General features: G+C 52.3%; 15 protein-coding genes. 7 read left to right on the top strand and 8 right to left on the bottom strand.

Annotated features, from left to right (window positions below; translation table 11 throughout):
• Positions 1 to 233: 233 nt before the first annotated feature.
• The gene (locus ACTJJS_RS24110; RefSeq protein ID WP_440665622.1) at positions 234 to 1,142 is read right to left on the bottom strand and encodes an alpha/beta fold hydrolase; all 909 of its coding nucleotides are present in this window, start codon (positions 1,140 to 1,142) and stop codon (positions 234 to 236) included.
• A 90-nt stretch (positions 1,143 to 1,232) separates the two neighbouring features.
• Between ACTJJS_RS24110 and ACTJJS_RS24105 the strand changes: the two genes are divergently transcribed.
• Positions 1,233 to 2,228 (top strand): sterol desaturase family protein, encoded by a 996-nt coding sequence (locus tag ACTJJS_RS24105; protein WP_440665620.1) that lies wholly within the window; start codon positions 1,233 to 1,235, stop codon positions 2,226 to 2,228.
• Between the two features lie 72 nt (positions 2,229 to 2,300).
• Here the strand turns inward: ACTJJS_RS24105 and ACTJJS_RS24100 are convergent, their stop codons facing one another.
• A complete protein-coding gene (locus tag ACTJJS_RS24100; RefSeq protein ID WP_440665619.1) occupies positions 2,301 to 2,660 on the bottom strand; it encodes a SnoaL-like domain-containing protein in 360 nt (119 codons plus the stop codon).
• A 286-nt stretch (positions 2,661 to 2,946) separates the two neighbouring features.
• On the opposite strand from ACTJJS_RS24100, the gene ACTJJS_RS24095 reads away from it, so the two are divergent.
• The 3 genes from ACTJJS_RS24095 (at position 2,947) to ACTJJS_RS24085 (ending at position 5,694) form a co-directional block, all read left to right on the top strand.
• Positions 2,947 to 4,026: a 3-oxoacyl-ACP synthase III family protein gene (locus ACTJJS_RS24095; protein ID WP_440665617.1), complete on the top strand. Its 1,080-nt coding sequence runs from the start codon at positions 2,947 to 2,949 to the stop codon at positions 4,024 to 4,026.
• Between the two features lie 93 nt (positions 4,027 to 4,119).
• Positions 4,120 to 4,917, top strand: a complete 798-nt coding sequence (locus tag ACTJJS_RS24090; protein WP_440665615.1) for a PhzF family phenazine biosynthesis protein — start codon at positions 4,120 to 4,122, stop codon at positions 4,915 to 4,917.
• A gap of 9 nt (positions 4,918 to 4,926) precedes the next feature.
• Positions 4,927 to 5,694 (top strand): isocitrate lyase/PEP mutase family protein, encoded by a 768-nt coding sequence (locus ACTJJS_RS24085; RefSeq protein WP_440665614.1) that lies wholly within the window; start codon positions 4,927 to 4,929, stop codon positions 5,692 to 5,694.
• Positions 5,695 to 5,792: 98 nt separating this feature from the next.
• Here ACTJJS_RS24085 and ACTJJS_RS24080 read toward each other — a convergent pair whose 3' ends face one another.
• Positions 5,793 to 8,165 (bottom strand): alpha-L-rhamnosidase-related protein, encoded by a 2,373-nt coding sequence (locus ACTJJS_RS24080; RefSeq protein ID WP_440665612.1) that lies wholly within the window; start codon positions 8,163 to 8,165, stop codon positions 5,793 to 5,795.
• Positions 8,166 to 8,321: 156 nt separating this feature from the next.
• Between ACTJJS_RS24080 and ACTJJS_RS24075 the strand changes: the two genes are divergently transcribed.
• Entirely contained in the window at positions 8,322 to 10,208 is a 1,887-nt protein-coding gene (locus tag ACTJJS_RS24075; protein ID WP_440665611.1) for a TonB-dependent receptor plug domain-containing protein, read from the top strand.
• A 79-nt stretch (positions 10,209 to 10,287) separates the two neighbouring features.
• Positions 10,288 to 10,860 carry an ester cyclase gene (locus ACTJJS_RS24070; protein ID WP_440665610.1) on the top strand — a complete coding sequence of 191 codons (573 nt, stop codon included), beginning with the start codon at positions 10,288 to 10,290 and terminating at the stop codon, positions 10,858 to 10,860.
• A 6-nt stretch (positions 10,861 to 10,866) separates the two neighbouring features.
• Here the strand turns inward: ACTJJS_RS24070 and ACTJJS_RS24065 are convergent, their stop codons facing one another.
• The 5 genes from ACTJJS_RS24065 to ACTJJS_RS24045 all read right to left on the bottom strand — a co-directional run bounded on the left by ACTJJS_RS24065 (position 10,867) and on the right by ACTJJS_RS24045 (position 17,406).
• A complete protein-coding gene (locus tag ACTJJS_RS24065; RefSeq protein ID WP_440665608.1) occupies positions 10,867 to 11,634 on the bottom strand; it encodes a DUF4397 domain-containing protein in 768 nt (255 codons plus the stop codon).
• Positions 11,635 to 11,657: 23 nt separating this feature from the next.
• Positions 11,658 to 14,207, bottom strand: coding sequence for a TonB-dependent receptor plug domain-containing protein (locus ACTJJS_RS24060; RefSeq protein WP_440665607.1), 2,550 nt, complete (start codon positions 14,205 to 14,207; stop codon positions 11,658 to 11,660).
• 17 nt (positions 14,208 to 14,224) lie between these two features.
• Positions 14,225 to 15,172: a cytochrome-c peroxidase gene (locus ACTJJS_RS24055; protein WP_440665605.1), complete on the bottom strand. Its 948-nt coding sequence runs from the start codon at positions 15,170 to 15,172 to the stop codon at positions 14,225 to 14,227.
• Between the two features lie 257 nt (positions 15,173 to 15,429).
• Positions 15,430 to 16,074: a YceI family protein gene (locus ACTJJS_RS24050; protein WP_343746413.1), complete on the bottom strand. Its 645-nt coding sequence runs from the start codon at positions 16,072 to 16,074 to the stop codon at positions 15,430 to 15,432.
• A gap of 78 nt (positions 16,075 to 16,152) precedes the next feature.
• A complete protein-coding gene (locus tag ACTJJS_RS24045) occupies positions 16,153 to 17,406 on the bottom strand; it encodes a peroxiredoxin family protein (RefSeq protein ID WP_168874897.1) in 1,254 nt (417 codons plus the stop codon).
• A gap of 608 nt (positions 17,407 to 18,014) precedes the next feature.
• Between ACTJJS_RS24045 and ACTJJS_RS24040 the strand changes: the two genes are divergently transcribed.
• Positions 18,015 to 20,216 carry a B12-binding domain-containing radical SAM protein gene (locus ACTJJS_RS24040; protein ID WP_168874898.1) on the top strand — a complete coding sequence of 734 codons (2,202 nt, stop codon included), beginning with the start codon at positions 18,015 to 18,017 and terminating at the stop codon, positions 20,214 to 20,216.
• Positions 20,217 to 20,241: the final 25 nt, after the last annotated feature.

Here is a 20,241-nt window from a genome sequence, read left to right as displayed (position 1 = left end):
AACAAGATAATGGAAATTTTTTATTCTGTTCCCAGGGCTTCAGCCCTGGGCCACAATCAGGATATAGGTGCAGCATCGCTATTGAAAAGACGGTGATGGCGCGTTAAAAATCATTACAAATCCTGATCGCAAAAATCGGCCCCCGGCACTTGAAACATCTGCCAACAAAAAACATCCTGAAAACAAAACGTAGCCCAGGGCTTCAGCCCTGGGACGCCGTGGACGAGCAAACATTACAACGTTTTATGCAACGTTTCAAAAAAAGCTTTCTGTTGTTCAAACATGGGAAAGTGGCCGGAACCCTGCACCCAATACAGCACCGCTGAAGGATGTATCTGTTTCAGCTCATATGTATAGAACGACAGGGCGTCCTGTGCGCCACCGATCAGGTACATGGGGCCTTTATAGCGGGACAGTGTTTTGCTGAGGTCGTAGTGGGTGCGGCTGAGGTCCTGGATCATGAGCATCTGCATGGTGGTGTTGGAGGGCGCCACGTCTATTTTTTTCAGGATGCTGTCGATCATCGTTTTGTCGTAGATGTACGACATGCGGATGATGCGGTTGTATTCTGCGGAATCGGCTTTGGTGGCCTGATGTGCAGCTATTTTTTTGTCCAGGGAATCATAGCGGCCTATGTCATGCAGTCCCATTCTTACCCGCAGGTTGTTGATATGTGTGGTAAAGAAGCCGGCGTCAAATTTATAGTAGCCCGGACAGGCCAGCACCAGTTTTTTTACCCGCTGCGGGTAGGCGACGGCGAAGTTCATGGCCAGCATGGCGCCCCAGGAGTGGCCGTAGATGGTCACTTTGGAGAGATGGAGATGGTCCATTAGCAGACGCAGGTCGTCTACAGCTGATTTGAGGTTGATGGTGGTAGAGTCCATGGGCGTGGGAACGGACAGGCCGGTGCCCCGCTGTTCCAGGAGAATAGCCTGGTGTGTTTTGCCCAGTTCAGCGGCCACTTCCGCCTGTTGCAGGCAGGAATTGCCCGGTCCGCCGGATAATACAATGACGGGCTCACCTTTGCCGTAAAGATGATAGTACAGGTGGCCCCAGGCAGTACGGATGGAGTCGGTGGACTGGCCGGAGCTCAACAGGGTAGCAGACAATAGTAAAGTCAGCAGGATAGAAAATTTTCTCATAAGAACAATTTCGGGTAAAATCTTCCCGAATTTATATTATTTTCCGGGAGAACTTTTTCCGCGTTACTGATCTTTTTTAATTATCCTGTTATGGCCATTTTCCACACCTTGTACCAGGAGGTGATTTCTTTCCTGGGTATCGGAAACCTTCTGGAACTGTACCGTACCGGCAATTATTCCTCGTTGCTGACTTTTAATGGTATCCTTTCTGTTATTTCACCGGTGATTCCTTTTCTGCTGCTGATAGAAGTTGCCCGTGCACTGATTTACAAACGTTTTAAGATAGAAGACTACAAAATTCCTTTTTTGATTTTTGTGCTTAATCGATTTATCTCCCGGTTTATTTCTATTGCGGCTATTGCTTTCTGTATCGGTGTATTTGAAAAGATAGCGCCTTTTCAGACTACGTTTACCTGGTACTGGTTTATTTACGGATATGTGGTATGGGAATTCGCTCATTTCATCTATCATTACCTGGGGCACAAGGTGCGTATTTTCTGGTGCCTGCATTCCACCCATCATGCGCCGCAGGCCATGAACCTGTCGGTCACCTATGCGCACTTTTTCCTGGAAGCGCCGTATGCAGACGTGATCCGTACTTCCATCTGTATACTGGCCGGCGTAAATCCGCCTATGTTGTTTCTGATCATGTTCATCGATGGTACATGGGGCGCTTTTATCCATGTGGGGGAGAACATCCTGCCGGATGGCAGGATGGGTTTTCTGAACCGTATCATCCTGACCCCGTCCTGTCACCGGGTGCATCACGCGAAGAACCCGGAGTACATGGACACCAATTTCTGCAACCTGCTCAACATATGGGATAAGGTGTTCGGTACTTTTCAACCGGAAAAAAGAGAGGTGAAAATAGTATATGGCATTACCCGGGAGATGAATCCTGGCAATCTGCTGGACGTGTATTTCGGCGAGTTGTACTGCCTGTGGAAAGATATCCGCAGGGCGCCGGGAATTGTCAACAAGTTGCTGTACATCGTGATGCCGCCTGGATGGAGCCATACGGGCGACCATAAAACTGCCAAAGTGGTAAAGAAGGCGTACCAGGACGAAGTGACAGCAGCACTTTAAAGATATGGCCGACACAATATAGCCCGGAGCAAAACCCCGGGCTATATTGTGCTGCAATTGGCCATACTCTTGTCAGAAAAAGAATTGCTCTGAAATGACTTTGCCATCCTTGACAACATACACACAAAGTTCTTCAAACGTACTGCGGTCCCTGCCTTTGAATTTGGTGTCCATGGTGAGCACAAAAGCAATGGAATTACCGGCTATCAGGGGTTCGGATACTTTCACGCCGTAGGATGCTTCTATGAGGTCCGTAAACAGCTCTCCCTTGCGGATGATATTTTGCAGGCCTTTGGTTTCCTTTTCAAAACCGCCGGTGGCTTCCGGTTCAATGCTGATGGCATCTTCTGCATACAGTTCCTGGTGTGCGCCCATGTAGTCCTCTTTTTCGCAGTAGGTAGCGAGGCGCCTGGCAATTTCCTGGATTGTCATAGTGCTATGGTTTATAAGTGTTTGTTTTTAAACACAATAAAAACCGGGCCGCATTTTACTCCTGGCAGGCAGATATTGTTGGGCCCGTATTAGTTTTTGTCCTTCAAAAAAAGTACCTTCAGGGGGATGAAAATGCTTTCTAAGTCAAAAATGCCGCTAAACCGGCAAGATTTTTTCTGCACACTATCTGTTATACGAAGATACACGCCATCCGTCCTACAACCGGATGAAGCGCATGTCGGGGTATGGACCTATTTGCCTTTTATCAAAAAAATCAGATTCTACATTGAACAAGACCAACACTATCATCAAAGGATCAGGTAGCTTTATTCCTGCGGTCGCAAAACTGAACCGGGATTTTATTCCCAACCATTTTTATGATGCTCAGCATGCCTCTATTAATACGCCGGGCGAAGAAATTGTCGACAAATTCCGGCAGATCACCGGTATCTGTGAGCGTCGTTATGTAACTGATGATCAGCATACCTCTGAAATAGCCGCATGGTCGGCCAAAAAAGCACTCGAAGATGCCGGCGTGGACCCGGAAACGATTGACCAGCTGATAGTAGCGCACAATTTCGGAGATGTGGAGCAGGGCTCTATACAGTCTGGCGCTGTGCCTTCACTGGCGGCCCGCGTAAAAAATATACTGGGCATCCGCAATCCCAACTGTGTGGCATATGATATCCTCTTCGGCTGCCCTGGCTGGCTGCAGGGAGTTATACAGGCAGACGCGTTTATCCGTGCCGGTGTAGCGAAACGTTGCCTCGTCATCGGCGCAGAAGTGCTGAGCCGCGTGCTCGACAGCCATGATCGTGACAGCATGATCTTCAGTGACGGTGCCGGCGCCATGGTGCTGGAAGCTGCCGAAGGAACGGCAGATGGTCCGGGTATCCTTGCTGCCGCCGCACAGACTTATGCAATGCAGGAACTGAACTATATCAGCACCGGCGTTTCCAACTCCCCGGACGAAAATACCGGTATCAAATACGTGAAGATGCAGGGACGCCGCGTGTACGAGTTTGCCCTCAAACATGTGCCGGAGGCTATCAAATCCTGTATCGACGCTACAGGGATACCTATCTCACAGATAAAAAAGATATTCATTCACCAGGCCAACGAAAAACTGGACGAAGCCATTATCAAAGCGCTGTACAAACTGTACGACCTGACACCGGACCTGGCCAGCGTAATGCCAATGAACATTCATGAACTGGGCAATAGCTCGGTGGCCACCATTCCCACGCTGTTTGACATGGTGCGCAAAGGCGATCTGCCGGAACATACCCTGCATCCGGGCGATGTGATCGTATTTGCTTCTGTAGGCGCCGGTATGAATATCAATGCGGTTTGTTACCGGATGTAACAGCCTCATCTGATATGGCCAAAAAAGGGGAAACTGTATCTGTTTTAGGCGGAGGAATTGTTGCATTTTTGCTGTTCAATAATCCTCCACGATATGGATATCCGTTTCTTCCAGGTAGACGCTTTTACGAATAAACCTTTCTCCGGCAACCCGGCTGGCGTATGCCTGTCGGAAGCTCCATTGGCCGATGAAACGATGCTGGCCGTTGCGGCGGAAAACAACCTCTCCGAAACAGCTTTCCTGTTGAAGCAGGCAGACGGTTACAGTCTTCGCTGGTTTACGCCCAGAGTAGAGATAGCCCTCTGCGGGCATGCCACGCTGGCCAGCGCGCATGTGCTGTGGAGCAACGGACTGGAGCCCCGTGATACGCCCCTGCGCTTTCATACGGTGCGCAGCGGCCTGTTGACCGCCACCGCCAGAGCGGAACTGATTGAACTCGATTTTCCCGCACGTACTTATGAACCGGTAGTGCTGCCAACTGCTTTGCGCCAGTTGTTCCAGGACAACTACTGCAATACCGTGTTTAGCCATGACCGTTATATCGTGGAGCTGCCGTCAGCCGGCGCGGTGGCGGCATTTGAACCCGACTTCCAGTTGCTGGCGTCTTATCCGGTGGTGATCACCGCGCCGGGAGACAGTGACAGTCCCTATGATTTTGTTTCCCGCTATTTTGCCGCACCACTGGGCGTCAACGAAGACCCGGTGACCGGTTCTGCGCATTGTTGCCTGGCGCCTTACTGGGCGGACAAGTTGGGCAAGACCAGCTTTAGCGCTTATCAGGCTTCCGCCAGGGGAGGAGAACTGAAGGTGGAGCTTCATGGCGAGCGCGTTTTACTCCGTGGGGAAGCCGTGACCGTTATCTCCGGTACATTTCATGTAAACCAACAATAAAAGGAACCCATGTCTGTTTACGAACAATTCAAACAATTACATCACCAGGAAACACCACTGCTGCTGAGTAATGCCTGGGATGTGGCCAGCGCCCGCGTGATGCAGGAAAAAGGCATTAAAGCCATCGCTACGTCCAGCTCGGCCATTGCGGACACGCTCGGATATGCCGACGGTCAAAACATCTCTTTCGGGGAACTGCTGCATATTATCCGCCGCATTGTGGCCTGCGTGGAAGTGCCTGTATCTGCTGATATTGAAGCGGGATACGCTGATTCCACAGAAGACCTGCTGGCTAATATAGACCTGCTGGTAGCAGCCGGCGTGGCAGGTATTAACCTGGAAGATTCAGCACCTTCCGGCACGAGAACGCTGCTGCCCGCAGATGATCTGGTAAAAAAAATCTCCGCTATCAAAAGCCACCTCGCGGCAAAAGGACAAAACCTGTTCATCAATGCACGCACCGACACGTTCCTGTTAGACATTCCCGGAAAACTGGAAGAAACGTTTATACGGGCACGGTTATACGCACAAGCCGGCGCAGACGGACTTTTTGTTCCCTTCATCAAAGAACCTGCGGATATTAAGGCCGTAATATCTGCCACCACACTGCCGGTGAACGTTCTGGCGATGAAAGGCCTGGCGGGAATAGCGGAACTGAACACGCTCGGCGTAAAACGTATCAGTATGGGCGGCAGTATGTACTGGGCCCAGAAAAGAGCGTTGGGGCAACGCCTGGAGCAGGTAATCGCAGATGGCGGTTTTGAATCAGTTTTTTAATTGACAGATTTTCTAATTGACGGATGTTGGGATGCTGATAGGGACTATCGGTCCCAACATCTGTCAATCATATAACTGAATATCAAAATAACCGAATATCAAAATGTAATAGTTTGTTGACCGCTGTGTAAGGCCTTCTCTTTTCCTTCCCACACAAAGACCCCGTCCAGTCCGGCCGGCAGGCTAACGCTGGCGGTAATGCCATGTGTCCCTTTTCGTATAATCGATACTGTTATATTGCCCAGCGGATGTGGCATACTGCCTTTAATTTGTTGCAGTTCACCGAGCGCGGGCGCGATCTTCACGCGCGCAAACCCTGGTTGGGCAGGCACGATGCCACAGATGGTGGCCAGGAAATCGTAGTTGGGGCTGGCGCTCCAGGCATGGCAGTCGGAGCGGGTAGGCTCCGGGTTTTCCGCGAAAGTGGTAAGGCCCATCGCCAGCATATCACGCCATGGTTGTAGCTGGCCGTAGTACTGATTGGCCATGCCGGCTTTCTTCAACGCCTGGTTGAGATAAAAACGATAATAGAATGTAGCCTGGCTAAGGGTGGTGTCGGTCATCAGCCTGCGAAGGACGGACTGCTCCTGGCCGGCAGGGATGGCGCCCGCCAGCACGGCCATAATGCCGGCATGCTGACTGAAAGCCTTTTTCTCCGGGGTATTGGCCATCGCGTTGCGGGCAGGGTCAAAACACTGGCGGTACACGCTCCGGGTAAGCTGTTGTGCTACCTCTTTGTAATGCTGCGCCAGCGACGCTTTACCAAAACCGGCAAACAAAGCGGCCGCCTGGTGCAGCGTATACGCATATTGTAAAGTGATCACGGCAGAATGGCCGTTGGTGGCGCCATCAGGCACACCACCGGGGAAGGAGGTGTTCCAGTCGGTGAAGCCCCACCACTGCATAGGCCCCAGCATCATCCGGCTGCTGTCGATATGCCGCTCGTACCAGTCCAGCACGCCCTGCGCGGCCATGAGGTACTGTTGCAGGAATGCATCGTCTTTGCGGTGCATCCAGTAATCGTGCAACATAGACACCCAGAAAAGCGAGAAAGGAGGGATCACCTGCATACGGTTGCTCGGATAACGGCCCTGGGTAAGGCCTTCGAGCACACGCGAACAGTAGAAGTCATGGATAGCTTTGCGCATCAGCCGGTCGTCACCGGCCACATAGAGGGAAATGAGCGATTGTATACGGGTATCGCCTTCATATTGCAGCTGTTCGTAGTAAGGGCAGTCGAAATACGTTTCGCCGGCGCAGAGCCGTGCGGTGCGCCAGCCGGTTTTCCATATGTCCGTCAGCGTAGTATCGTTGCAACTGAAAGATGCTTTTTCTTCAAAGGGGTAGCCGGTGCGCATGCCATAGAGATCGTCTATACGCAGTGGCTCGTCACCGGTGGTGATGTCCAGCTGGAGATAACGATAGGTGCGGAACCATAACGGCCGGAAAGTGCGGCGGTTGCCGCCATCCGGCTCAAAGATGTCATAGTTGCCGATGATCTCCATGCCTTCCACCTGGTTACGGTTAGCTTTCTGGTGGTCGCGGAACAGTGCTTCTGCATACGTCATTTTGATGCTGGAAGCCTTACCGCCGGAAACGGTCAGTTGCGGATAGGCGGAGGTGTTGTAGGTCTGGTCCACCAGTATGCTCACCGTCTGGTGTGCCGGTATTTCCAGCGTGCCGGGTTTGTTGGGCCAGCCGGCCACCGGGGTGATACCGCCGGAGCGCCGCACGGTGCCCATTCGCTCCGGCACTTCTTCCATCAGCGGAATGCTGCGGGGCACCAGTGTCCATAGGTTATCGGTGCCATAACCGGCGGAAGCGGGGTGCGTGACGCCGGCAGCGGCGCTCCAGCCGCTGTCGTCAAAGCCAGGCTGCTCCCAGCCCCAGGGAAAGGCTGTTCCTTTTACATGATCGCCGGGGCCAACTACCATATAGCTGCGCATGCGCGCGCCATTGTCGAGTGAGCAGGGCGTATAGGCGGTATCGTGATACACTTTCCAGCTTTTGTCTGTATTGACGATCTTCTCCGCATCGGTATCGCCCTGAAGCAGCCAGCCGGTTTGGTTAGATACCTGTGCTACCGGCGCATGTTCTCCCATGTTCCAGACCAAAGCCGCCAGGGTATTGTTACCTGCCTGCAGGTAAGGGGCGATGTCTACGCTCTCGTAGTTCCAGTTATAGAGGTCGCCGCGTGCAGGACCGCTGCATACGGCCTGACCGTTCACAAAGAAGCGGTAGCGGTTATCAGCGCTCAGGTGGACGATAAATTTTGAAGGTTTGGCGGCCAGCGTGACGGTCTTCCGGAAATGATAGATGCCATAGGCCCGCTGGGCGATGCCCGGACAGCTGATCCAGGTGGCCGTCCAGTGGTTTTGCAGCAGTGCCGGATTGGGAGGCAGCTGGCTGTGCGCCATAAACGGACTGACGCAGCAAAGCAAGGCCAGTAGCGGATATACGTGGAACTTCATATAGTGGCTTTTATTGGTAAGCAGTGCCGGTAAGATAGTGCCTAATGTTTATACACAAAAGAAAATATGACCGGCGGACAGGACAGTACAGGACGCGCGGCGGGGTGGTTGTAAATAATTCTGTACTTTTGCGCCGCTTTGACCAATTTTAACAGCATGCGTTTTTATACGAATAACCGTACACTCCTGGTATTTCTGCTGACAGGCCTGTGTGGCCGCGCAGCGGCACAGCAGCGTCCCGATACGGCCATGGCCACCCATAGCCTCGAAGAAGTGATTGTACAGGAAAACAGGCTGGCAGCGCCTTTGAAGGCGGCCAACCGCAATATTACCATCATCAGCCGCAAACAGATAGATGCTTTGGCTGTTACCTCCATCAACGAGGTATTGGCCTTTGTTCCCGGCCTGGACGTACGCCAGCGCGGCCCGGGAGGTATTCAGGCGGATATCGGCATCGATGGCGGCACTTTCGACCAGACACTTGTGCTGCTGAACGGCATTAAAATCACCGATCCGCAGACAGGACACAATATCATGAACCTGCCCGTTTCCCTGGAAGATGTGGACCATATCGAGGTGCTCCGCGGCGCGGCAGCCAGGGTTTACGGTATCAACGCCCTCAACGGCGCTATCAATATTATCACCCGGCAGCCGAAGGAAACAGGGGCCATTGTCCGCGCCAATGTGGGCAGCAGCTTCAAAAAAGACGAAAAAAACAAGTTGTACAGTGGTTATGGCGTAGGTGCTACCGGCACCCTGATGACTGGCAACACCGGACAGTCGCTGTCCCTCAACGCCAACAGCGGCAATGGTTACCGCTACAATACGGCTTACGATAACTACCGGGCCTTTTACCAGGGCGTTTTTCAGCCGGCAGCCAACCACGACGTCCGCGCACTGGCAGGCTTCGTGAAAAACAGCTATGGCGCCAACGGCTTCTACGCCGCCCCCGGTGACAAAGAATCAGAAGAATCAGTGAAAACTTTCCTGGCCGCTGTGAGCGATAAAATACAGATCAACAAAAGCTGGGAGATGACACCCCGGGTAAGCTACCGTTACACGGAAGACAATTATCTCTATGTAAAACAAAACAAGGCAGGTGCCAACCTGCACGACAATAACATTGTGGACGCAGAGCTCAATAACCGTTTTGAAACTGCCATCGGTTCATTCGGCGCGGGCGCGGAAGCACGTTATGAAGCCATCAACAGCAACAACCTGGGCAAGCATGAACGTACCAACATTGGTATCTATGGTGAGTATAAAAGTAAAGCCGACAAGCGGTTCAGCTTCTCGGTAGGAGGTTACCTGAACTACAACTCCGCCTATGGATGGCAGTTCTTTCCCGGAGCAGACGCGGGTTTCAACATCACCTCCGATCTGAAACTGTATGCTAACATCGGTACGGCACAACGCCTGCCAACGTATACAGATTTGTATTACAAGAGTCCGGCCATCCTGGGAAATGCCAACCTGGGCGTGGAGAAGGCCACTTATATGGAAGCCGGCCTCCGGAAATACAGCGGTAAATTCTCCTATTCCGGCAGCGTCTTCTACCGTCAGATATCCGATTTTATTGATTATGTGAAAGACAGCCTGCCACAGCCCTGGCAGCCGCAGAATTTCCAGCGTGCGGACACCAAAGGGTTCTCGCTGCAAACGGGCTATGCTACCACTTTTGCTTCCGGCGTGTTCAATAGTTTTGCCGCCAATGCAGGTTATAACTACCTGTCGCCTTCTTTTAAGGGAGATGACAACAGCAAAAAAATATCCCGCTACGTGATCGAAAGCCTGCGGCATCAGCTCACCGCCGGTGTAAGAGCTTCCTTACTGCAACACTGGATGGTGTCTGCAACTGCCCGTTACAATATGCGCATTAACTATAAGGACTATACCGTGGTGGATGCGCGTATCGCTTATCAGCAGCGGCGTTTCCAGGTATATGCAGACGCGAACAACCTGCTGGACGTGACTTATGTGGAAGCCGGCGCCGTGCCGATGCCCGGCAGATGGGTGACCCTGGGAGGTAGCGTGAAATTCTAACAGCAAGGTTTAACAATAACAAGGTGAACTTTTTTCTTGTCAGGAATGTATTTTAAGTCACACTTAAAGCCTTCCGTACATGAAAAAGTTCACCTTCTTTTTAAGTATCGGGGCGTCAGCCCTGCTGTTATGGATTTCCTGTGCCAGCCCCAATTCCGGTGGCGGCGACTGGAAAGCCAAAGCTGATTCCCTCCAGGCAAAGCTGGACCAGTATGAGAAAGACCAGCAACAGCTGAACACCTACCTGGCCCGTTTTGATTCGCTGGACTTCAACTTTTACAGCCACCAGCTGTGGGACAGTCTGCAGATCAGTCACGCCAATAACATTGTAGTCACCTATCCCGACGGGCACCAGACAACGGGCATCCCCACCCACATTGATGAACTGAAACCCATGTTTGTATTTGCTCCTGACACAAAGATCACCGCTCATCCTGTTAAATTCGGCTCCGGAAAATATACCTGCGTGATAGGCGAAATGCAGGGCACTTTCTCTCAGCCGATGCCTATTGGCGGCGGCAAGACCATGCCACCTACCGGCAAAAAATTCAAACTTCAGATGTGTACCGTAGGAGAGTGGAAAGACGGTAAGATGGTGGCGGAAACGCTTTTCTGGGACAATGCGGCATTGATGAAACAGATTTCGCAATAGTAGCTGTTACAAATGTGTGATAAGGCGCGCGCCTGGTATGTCTTTTTCATTGACCCCACTGTAAAACAGCACCGTATAAGCCTTTCCCGCTTCCAGTTGCAGACCGGAGAGTGTCGGGATATTTAATGCCTGACCGTTTACGCTGACAGTCAGCGAAACCGTACCTGCGTCTACGTTAGTGAACGGTCCCAGATCATAGGCAGCGCCCGACAGGTTAGCCCCGCCGGCGCTGCCATAACCCACCTTTTCAAACCAGACTTTTTCATTGCTCTGCTGTTGCAGCTTCACCTGTACATCGCCGGTACCGGCAGCGAAGTGCAGGAAGCGTAGTTTTGCTTTGCCGGCAGGCGCCTGGCTTAGGTCATCATAAAATAATACCAGCGTGTCCTTGCTACGGTCGTTCTTTTTGGCTGCGGCCACAACGGTGTGATAGTAACCGGCAATAGGGCCGTTAGGGCCGCCTGTTTCCGTATAGGCGGCACTGTTGCCAAACTGGCGCGAAGCCTTGTAGCTGGCGCCGTTGCCTTCGGTGAAGTTGATCTGCACATTACCGTAGGTAGTAGGCACATAAGGAGAGGCTTGGTTTATGCCCACGGCCGTCGTGGTGACCTGTTGGGTGAACGTCCAGAACTGGATGCCGGTGGCCACCGGGCGGGCATTGACGAAGCTGATGTAAGCATTGAGCGGTGGCCGTTCTGCGGCATTCACATCGAGGTAATCGTTTTTGGTGCACGCGCTCAATGTTAACAGTATAAGCGGAAAATATCTTTTCATATGACGTTGTTTTAGGGCGATGATCAGAATTTGCCAAAGAGCCTTACAAATGGCTGTATGCCTGCGCTGCCGTTTTGTATGCCCACTACCGTGGGATTGCGCAGGCCTGAAATAGCGGGGTCGGTGTAATCTCCCAGTACATTGAAGACATTATTAACGCCTACCGTTACCTGGATGGCCGGGCTGATATGATAGCCTGCGGACAGGTCTGTGACCCAGATGGGTTTCAGTTCCTGGAAGTAATAGTCCGGTTTCGGGAAGGTGGCATTTTGTGCCGTAGCGGTGGTCACAGACCCGAAGTATACCGTGCGTAGCAGCAGCGACCAGCGGGGTGTGTTCCAGGTGCCCTGCAGCGTTATTTTCTGACCGGGAATATTGGTCGTTACCCTTGCCCGTTCAGCTTCGCTGAAGATCACGTATTGATATTCTTCCAGTCCTTTGGGCGTATTGATATGCGTTACTTCATTGTGTACGAAGTTGCCGCCGGCGAGTAGCTGGACCTGGCTGCGGTCCAGCGGAATGCGGTAGCTGGCGGTTATCTCCACGCCTTTGGTGCGGGTGCTGAAGGCATTGTAAAAGAATTTGGCCTGTGTAGTGCCTGTTTGCAGCAGCAGGGTGCGTACGTCTGCCGGCAGGTGGGTATCGCTGGCGGAGAAGTTACCGGTATTGCCTACACGGTTTCTGATGTCCACGTAATACGCGTCGGCGGTGATTTCTGCATTAGGCGCGGGCTGCGACGTAATACCGGCGGTATATCCGGTGGAACGTTCGGGCGTAAGCGAAGGGATGCCGAGAGCGCGGGTGGCCGCGCTTTTGTTGGAGGCTGTCACCAGATCTATGGCGCGGCCTTGTTGAAAGGTGGTAGAGGTTTCAGTGTAATAAAACTGCGCCAGGTCGGGCGCGCGGAAACCGGTATTAGCAGAGGCGCGCAGACTTAGCCATGGCGCAAAGCTGTAACGCGAAGCTATTTTACCGGTGGTCACATTACCAAAATCAGAGAAGTTCTCTGCCCGCACGGCGGCAGACACCAGCCACTGTGAGGTGATTTTCGCTTCTACATCGGCATAGGCGGCTACTATGGAGCGGCTTACATTCACTTCATTGACCGGCCGGAAGCCGGCATGTATCTGCGATCCTGGGGAGAGGCCGTTAAGCGCCAGCCAGCCTGCATCGGAGAGATAGGGCACGCCGGCGGCGCTGGTATCTACACGGTAAACGGCGCGCAGGTCGCCTTTGACATAGGACGCTTCTTCACCGGCAATGATCTGGTAGGTTTCGGTGCGGTATTGCGCCCCAAAAGCAACGTTAATGCCGTGCAGCGCCTGTTTGAAATAACGGCTGATATCCAGGCTGGCGGTATTCTGTGCGCCGTTGTATTTGCCGGCATCGAAGGTAGTGGGGCTTTTGGCGCCCAGGCTTGCATTCAATGAGTTGCTGATCACATTGCTGAAATCATTTCTGCCGTACACATCGGACAGGTCGATTTTCCATTGGTTGATCGTTGTTTTTATGCCGATGGCGATGGATTTGTCGGTGATACCATTGTCCATGGCGGGAAGAAAACCGTCGGGGTACAAAGTGGTATTGTTGCGCTCTGTCCAGCCCGGGAGGCGGTACACGGCAGTGAACTGTGAGTTTCGGCGGCTGATGCCACCGAAAGCGTACAACTCTGTCTGTTCCCTAACGGGAATGGCTGTATTAAAAAACAGCAGCGCTTCTTTGGCTTTGTTGGAGCCGGGGCCACGCTGATCGAAGTAGTGCCGGTCTATGCCGCGGCTTTTCAGGATGGCGTCGTCTATCTCTTTGGTATAGATGGCGTCGTAGCCTCTGGTATTGGCACCGCCGCCATAGATGGGGCCGAGGTACAGGCCTGCGTCATCGCGGCCGGGCGGCAGGGCGATGGCCTGTGTGGCAAATTCGGCGGTGACATTCAGGAAGCCGCCTTGTTGCCCTACCCGTGTGCCGTAGTTGATACCGGTGCGGGTAATAACGCCATCGCCTCTACGTCGCGTGCTGGCCGAGGTATTGACAACGATATGGTCGGTTTGTTTTTTCAGTACGATGTTGATCACGCCGGCGATGGCATCTGAGCCATACTGGGCGGCGGCGCCGTCCCGCAGTATCTCGATGCGCTCAACGGCGCTGACGGGGAGAGCGTTGAGGTCATAACCGGTAGCGCCGTTGCCGAGGCCGCCCCAGTTGACATTGGCGCTTTTGTGACGACGCTTGCCGTTGACCAGCACCAACAGCTGGTCTACGCCCAGTCCCCGCAGCTGCGCCAGGTTGAGGGCGGACCCGGCGTCGCCGGCATTGCTGCCGTTGACAGAGTGAAAAGAAGGGGAGATGTACTGCAACAGCTGGGTGATACTGGTCTGAGGAGCGGTTTCCTGTAGTGATTTGATATCGATGATGTCTACCGGTACGGGAGAATTGAGTTTGGTACGGTCGGCGCTGCGTGAGCCGACGATCTGTATTTCTCCCAGTTGCCGGGTGGTGTCGGTCAGGTGTTTTTCCTGTGCCGACAGGCTGTGAAACAGCAGGGGGGCGGTGACAGTGAGTATAATTTTTTTCATGCGTTGGTTGATGATAGTTAAGGTCGATGTGTAAAGCGGTCGTCTGTCAGCGCTACCAGGAAGGCTTCCAGGTCTTGCATTTCCTGTTCGCTCAGGTTCAGTGGTTTGCTCAGTGACAGGTCTCTGCCGATGCCGTCGGGTACGATGGCATTGGGATTATTATAATAGGTGATCACTTCACGCAGGGTATGGAACATACCGTTATGCATATACGGAGCGGTGACCGCTACGTTGCGTAGGCCCGGCACCTTGAAAAAACCTTTGTAATGCTCATCTTTGGTAATCTCATAGCGGCCGGCATCGTTGAGCGTGGTACCGTTGTACAGACCGATGTTTTTGAAACGGTCGGCCGTAAAGTCTTCTCCGGAGTGGCAGTTGTTACAGTTGGCTTTACCGATGAACAATATCCTGCCGCGTTTAGCCGGTTCCGTGAGTGCGTTGTCATCTCCGGCGATGAAGCGGTCGTAGGGGCTGTTGGCCGTTTCGAGCGTTTTCTCGTAAGCTGCCAGCGCCTGCGTGATATTGGCGGCGGTGGCGGGGCTGCCGAACACCTGCCGGAACAGTTGCGAGTACCGCTGGCTGGCATTGAGCCGTTGAACAGCTTCTTCGATGGGCAGTCCCATTTCATCCGGGTTGATGATGGGCTGCAATGCCTGGGCTTCCAGCGTGGCAGCGCGGCCATCCCAGAAATAGTTGGGCCTTCCGGAGAGATTGGTGATACCGGGCGTATTCCTTTTGGTGGGCGTGCGGTGGATACCCAGGCTTAAAGCGGCGGTATCCGCAAAGCCATGCTGCGGCTGATGGCAGGAGGCGCAGCTGATCGATTTGTCTTTCGATAACAGCGTCTCAAAAAACAACTGTTCCCCCAGTTGTGCTTTCGTGGGGGGATCACCGGCAGCTGCGTCGTTGCGGAAACCCGCGAGGGTAACGCAAAGGCACAGCACACCCATTAAAATGAAAATCATTTTTCGAGGAGCCATTGAAACGTAAAAATTTGAAAAATTGGATGTTTACCTTTTAGCCAATAGGGTAAAGAGGTGTTTGCTGTTAACGTCCGTGCTGTAAATAGATAGGATGGCAGTGGTTTGGTGGGTGGTGGGCTGCCTGTGGTTGATTAGCTGTTGGTTAATCTGATTTTGGCATTCCCGGGAGAGCGGGCGATAGTGCCTGCTCTCCCCAGGAATTATAATGGGGGTAAGTAGTAATGGACGGAGGAGGGTAATTACTGAGCGTTCGCAACCAGTTCCACGGTGAGATCGAAATCATCGTAGATGGCTTTGTCGCCTATGCCTTCAAAGAAGTTTTTGGAACCGTAACGGATGTTGTATTTGGTACGGTCTACTTTAATGTCCGCTTTGGCAGTCAGTTTGTTGCCTGCAACAGCTACGGTGGCAGGGAAGGTGATCGGGTTGGTAATGCCTTTGATAGTCAGGTTACCGGTAATGTCATATTTACCGTTGCCTTTAGACGCTACTTTCGTGATCACGAAATTGGCAGCAGGGTATTTCTCTACGCCGAAGAAGTCTTCGCTTTTCAGGTGGCCTACCAGTTTAGCGTTACCGTCTGCATCTTTGATGTCGGTAACTGCGATGCTGCGGGTGTCGAGGGAGAAATTACCACCTTTCAGTACGTTGTTCTCTACGTCCAGTTTGCCGTCGGCCACATTGATAGTGCCGCTGTGCTGACCGGTTACTTTTTTGCCTACCCAGAACAGTTTACTCTGGGATTTGTCTACCTGGAAGGCAGTGGCTTTCTTAGTGCTGGTAACAGCTTTTGCAGGTTTGTTGTCGCCGGCAGTAGCAGGAGAGGTTAAAGACATCAGTATGATGGCGCTTCCCATGAATACCAAGGATACTAATCGTTGCATATGTGTGTGTTTAAATTTGCTGCAAAGTAGGTTGATTTACGGAGAAGCATTTGCGCAAAGCGGAAAAAAAACGTTAAATTATTTTTCAGCTATCAGCTCGTCCAGGTCTTTGTTCCATTTGGCTACATAATCCTGGTAATATTTCCCGGTGATTTCGCCGGTATAGCCGGTATGTATCTGTCTTACTTCTCCTTTACGGTCTATAAGGATGGTGGTGGGAAAGGCCATCATGCGGTTGAGCGCCGGTAATTTCTCTGACGCCACTTTCTTATCAGCAATGCCACCAAAAAGAATATCATATTGTATGTTGTATTTTTCTTTGAGTTTACCCAGCGTATAGCGGGCGTATTCCAGGTCGTCTTTCTGTTCAAAACCAATAGCGATCGCTTCTACGCCCCTGTCTTTATTTTTGTTGTACCACGGGGAGAGGAAGGATGTCTGGTCAGTACAGTTGGGACACCAGGTACCGATGATTTCCACGATCACCACTTTGCCTTTATATTTTTCATCGCTGAGGGAAACTGTTTTTCCGTCCAGATCGGGGAGGGTGAAGTCCAGTTTTTTGTAGCCTTCTTTCAGGAACGTGAGTTTGTATGGGTCTGGCAGTTCCGCGCCTGCGTTTTTGCTGCCATCGAATTTGATGTTATTATAGATGCCCAGGCTAAGCTCTCCTGTCAGGGACTTGTCATCATTTATTTTCCCTTTGATGTAGATGGGGCTGGGGCCGGTGAATCCGGACAACTCAAACTCGTCTCCATGCACAGTGCCTTCCAGTTCGCGGCTGTCGCCCACTACAGACATGATTACGCCGGTCAGTTTGTTGCCCTGTTGTTTTAGCAGGCCAACGCGGTTGGGCGTAGGTTCTTTACTGTAGATGGTCAGGTCCCATTTGCCGCTGATATCATGTTGCGGGGCTGCCTCCGTGCCGGGCGGCGCAAAGCGGTAGTTTTGGCCGTATTCAGCGGAGAAGGGAAGGGCGTTGCCCCTGAAATTGGGCACCAGGCTGCGGTATTCGCCGGTGATTTTACCGTCGTCTTCTATTTTGGCCACCAGTGCGGCGTCGTAGGTGTTCATTTTGATGAAGAGCGAGTCGGCGCCGATGCGTTGTACATGGAAGTCGTCACGGCGGGAGCCGTTGAGCAGCGTAAACACTGCGTGTTCCGGATCTTTGCCTTTCAGTTCGAAGTTAAAAGGCACCTGTGATTCGTTGAGGGTGAAAACGCCGCGCCAGATGCCTTCCCGGACAAATGGTTTGTCGGGCGTAGCGGCAGCGGCGCCCAGAAGTGTGACAGACAACAAGCCTGTGAGCAAGAAAGACTTATGTGTTTTCATGGGTTTTATATTTGGTTGAGAAAAATCTGCTTGTACATACACAGGGAGGCGCTGTGCCCGGCCGGAGCCGGAGCGGAGATGCATGGAAATACCTGCCACTGACAGAAAGTCCCACAGCGGTCCCCTGCGCAGGACAATGACGCTGTACCACTGTAACGCCTATACGATACAGGAAACAGGCATTCATCGCCCGGAGGGCAAAAAATGAAAAAGAAAAACAATGAAAAAGAAAAACTAAAGGATATCGCTGACAGGTATATCAGCCAATATCAACATCCCAAAATCCCGGTATCAACAGCACCTTGCTGACAGGGAAACCTGTCCATACCGACATTTTAAAATGGCTACATGATGTAAGGACAACATCGAAAGAAGTAAACTGCTCGTTTCATGCTAATTATTTTATAGCTCCGCAAATTGATGGTGGTGGCATAAACTAATTAACGGTGGGCTTAATTAGGTGTGATAAAACAAAGATAGGAGGGGCTGTTTATATTTCCAAATAAAAGTCTATAATTTTTGTAGACTATTATTGTTTTTATACGCGCAGCCGCGACCCTGCTATCTTTCATTAATATGACCTACCTTTGCGGTTTAAATAACCGGTTTTGAGTCATTCTGTTTTTTTAATAACACCGCCATTTACACAGCTGAACACGCCCTATCCGGCCACAGCCTACCTGAAAGGGTTCCTGAACACAAAAGGGATCAGCGCTTTCCAGGCTGACCTGGGTATAGAAGTAACGCTGGCTTTATTTTCAAAACAGGGCTTACAGGAGTTGTTTGACAGTATCACCGCAGAACCGCCGGCAACGCTTTCTGAAAACGCTGCCCGTATTATAGCGCTGCAGGACGACTATGTCAATACTATCGACGCGGTTATTTTGTTTTTACAGGGCCGCAACCCCACACTGGCCCATCAGATCAGCAAAAGGGATTTTCTGCCGGAAGCCTCCCGCTTTGCGCAGCTGGACGACCTGCATTGGGCTTTCGGTTCCATGGGCACTCAGGACAGGGCTAAACACCTGGCCACCATGTACCTGGAAGACCTGTCGGACCTGATCATGGAATGTGTGGACCCGCATTTCGGCTTTAGCCGGTACGCAGAGCGCCTGAGCCGCTCTGCCAACAGCTTTGATGAGCTGTACGACGCCCTGCATGAAGGATATACCTATGTGGACCACATCCTGACAGACCTGCTGGCAGCCCGCATGGAAGCGGTGCAACCCTCGCTGGTAGCTATTTCTGTGCCTTTTCCGGGCAACCTGTACGCCGCTTTCCGCTGCGGACAATGGATAAAAGAACATTATCCGCAGGTGAAAATAGCGATGGGCGGCGGTTTTCCCAATACAGAGCTGCGCTCCCTCAGTGATCCGCGGGTGTTTGAATTCATCGACTTCATCACCCTCGATGACGGCGAAGCGCCTATGGAGAACCTGTTTCAGTACCTCCAGGGCCAAAAAGCCCTCGAAGAGCTGAAACGTACCTTCCTGCTGCAGGACGGAAAAGTGACATATATTAATAATGCGTCCTGCCATGATTACAAACAAAGCCAGGTAGGTACGCCCGACTACAGCGATCTGCTGCTGGACCAGTACATATCGGCCATAGAAGTGGTGAACCCGATGCACAGCCTCTGGAGCGACGGGCGCTGGAACAAACTCACCATGGCCCATGGCTGCTACTGGGGCAAATGTACTTTCTGTGATATTTCACTGGACTATATACGCGTGTACGAGCCGATAGCGGCCGCCATGCTGTGCGACCGTATGGAGACCATCATCGCGCAGACAGGCCAGAACGGTTTCCACTTCGTGGACGAAGCCGCACCGCCTGCGCTGATGCGCGCTTTGGCGCTGGAAATCATCCGGCGCAAGCTCACCGTCACCTGGTGGACCAACATCCGTTTTGAGAAAAGTTTTACGCGCGATCTATGCCTGTTGCTTAAGGCATCCGGTTGTATTGCCGTATCAGGCGGACTGGAAGTCGCCTCTGACCGGTTGCTGGGCCTTATCCAGAAAGGGATCACCGTGGCGCAGGTAGCACGGGTGAACCGCCACTTCACGGAAGCAGGCATCATGGTGCATGCCTACCTGATGTACGGCTTCCCCACACAGACAGCACAGGAGACCATCGATTCCCTGGAAATGGTACGGCAGATGTTTGCCGCCGGCATCCTGCAATCCGCCTTCTGGCATCAGTTCACCATGACCGCCCACAGCCCGGTAGGGCTGGACCCCGCCAAATACAACGTGCAGAAAGAAACCGAGGCCGTCGGCACTTTTGCCAACAACGATATCATGCATGTTGATCCCACCGGGGCAGACCATGAAAGCTTTAGCTTCGGCCTGAAAAAATCATTGCTCAATTTTATGCATGGCACCTGCCTGGATTACCCGTTGCAGAAATGGTTTGAGTTCAAAGTACCCAAAACCAGCGTAGCACCGGATTTCATCACCAAAGCACTGATGGAGGAAGAAGCAGGCGCCATCAAACCCACCAGCAAAGTGGTGTTCCTCGGTAAACAGCCGTCCATGGAGGTGATCACCAAATCCAAGAAAGGCAGCACCTGGGAAGTGGCGTCTTTCACTTTCCAGAACAAAAAAGAGAAGATGAATATCAGCGTGCCACCACCGCAAGGCGAATGGCTGGCCGGCGTGCTGGCGCAGGTGGCCGTAGCTAACCCTAAGACCTATACGTTGCAGGAGCTGAAAGACAGTTACGAAGCCGCAGGCCTGGAGGACTTTGAACTTTTCTGGGACAACAAACCGGTGAATACCCTCTACCGGTCAGGTTTGTTGAAGTTGTAGCAACAGATAAATGGCCATCTTCTGA

The sequence above is a fragment of the Chitinophaga sp. 22308 genome, assembly GCF_052045305.1.
Taxonomy (GTDB): Bacteria; Bacteroidota; Bacteroidia; order Chitinophagales; family Chitinophagaceae; genus Chitinophaga; species Chitinophaga varians_A.
The sequence above is the reverse complement of the archived record's forward strand: the minus strand, read 5'-3'. Positions and strand labels throughout refer to the sequence as shown.

Excerpts from the sequence above, each read along its gene's own strand:
- ACTJJS_RS24110 (WP_440665622.1), bottom strand. The coding sequence starts at position 1,142 with ATGAGAAAATTTTCTATCCTGCTGACTTTACTATTGTCTGCTACCCTG.
- ACTJJS_RS24105 (WP_440665620.1), top strand. The coding sequence starts at position 1,233 with ATGGCCATTTTCCACACCTTGTACCAGGAGGTGATTTCTTTCCTGGGT.
- ACTJJS_RS24100 (WP_440665619.1), bottom strand. The coding sequence starts at position 2,660 with ATGACAATCCAGGAAATTGCCAGGCGCCTCGCTACCTACTGCGAAAAA.
- ACTJJS_RS24090 (WP_440665615.1), top strand. The coding sequence starts at position 4,120 with ATGGATATCCGTTTCTTCCAGGTAGACGCTTTTACGAATAAACCTTTC.
- ACTJJS_RS24085 (WP_440665614.1), top strand. The coding sequence starts at position 4,927 with ATGTCTGTTTACGAACAATTCAAACAATTACATCACCAGGAAACACCA.
- ACTJJS_RS24080 (WP_440665612.1), bottom strand. The coding sequence starts at position 8,165 with ATGAAGTTCCACGTATATCCGCTACTGGCCTTGCTTTGCTGCGTCAGT.
- ACTJJS_RS24075 (WP_440665611.1), top strand. The coding sequence starts at position 8,322 with ATGCGTTTTTATACGAATAACCGTACACTCCTGGTATTTCTGCTGACA.
- ACTJJS_RS24070 (WP_440665610.1), top strand. The coding sequence starts at position 10,288 with ATGAAAAAGTTCACCTTCTTTTTAAGTATCGGGGCGTCAGCCCTGCTG.
- ACTJJS_RS24065 (WP_440665608.1), bottom strand. The coding sequence starts at position 11,634 with ATGAAAAGATATTTTCCGCTTATACTGTTAACATTGAGCGCGTGCACC.
- ACTJJS_RS24060 (WP_440665607.1), bottom strand. The coding sequence starts at position 14,207 with ATGAAAAAAATTATACTCACTGTCACCGCCCCCCTGCTGTTTCACAGC.
- ACTJJS_RS24055 (WP_440665605.1), bottom strand. The coding sequence starts at position 15,172 with ATGATTTTCATTTTAATGGGTGTGCTGTGCCTTTGCGTTACCCTCGCG.
- ACTJJS_RS24050 (WP_343746413.1), bottom strand. The coding sequence starts at position 16,074 with ATGCAACGATTAGTATCCTTGGTATTCATGGGAAGCGCCATCATACTG.
- ACTJJS_RS24045 (WP_168874897.1), bottom strand. The coding sequence starts at position 17,406 with ATGAAAACACATAAGTCTTTCTTGCTCACAGGCTTGTTGTCTGTCACA.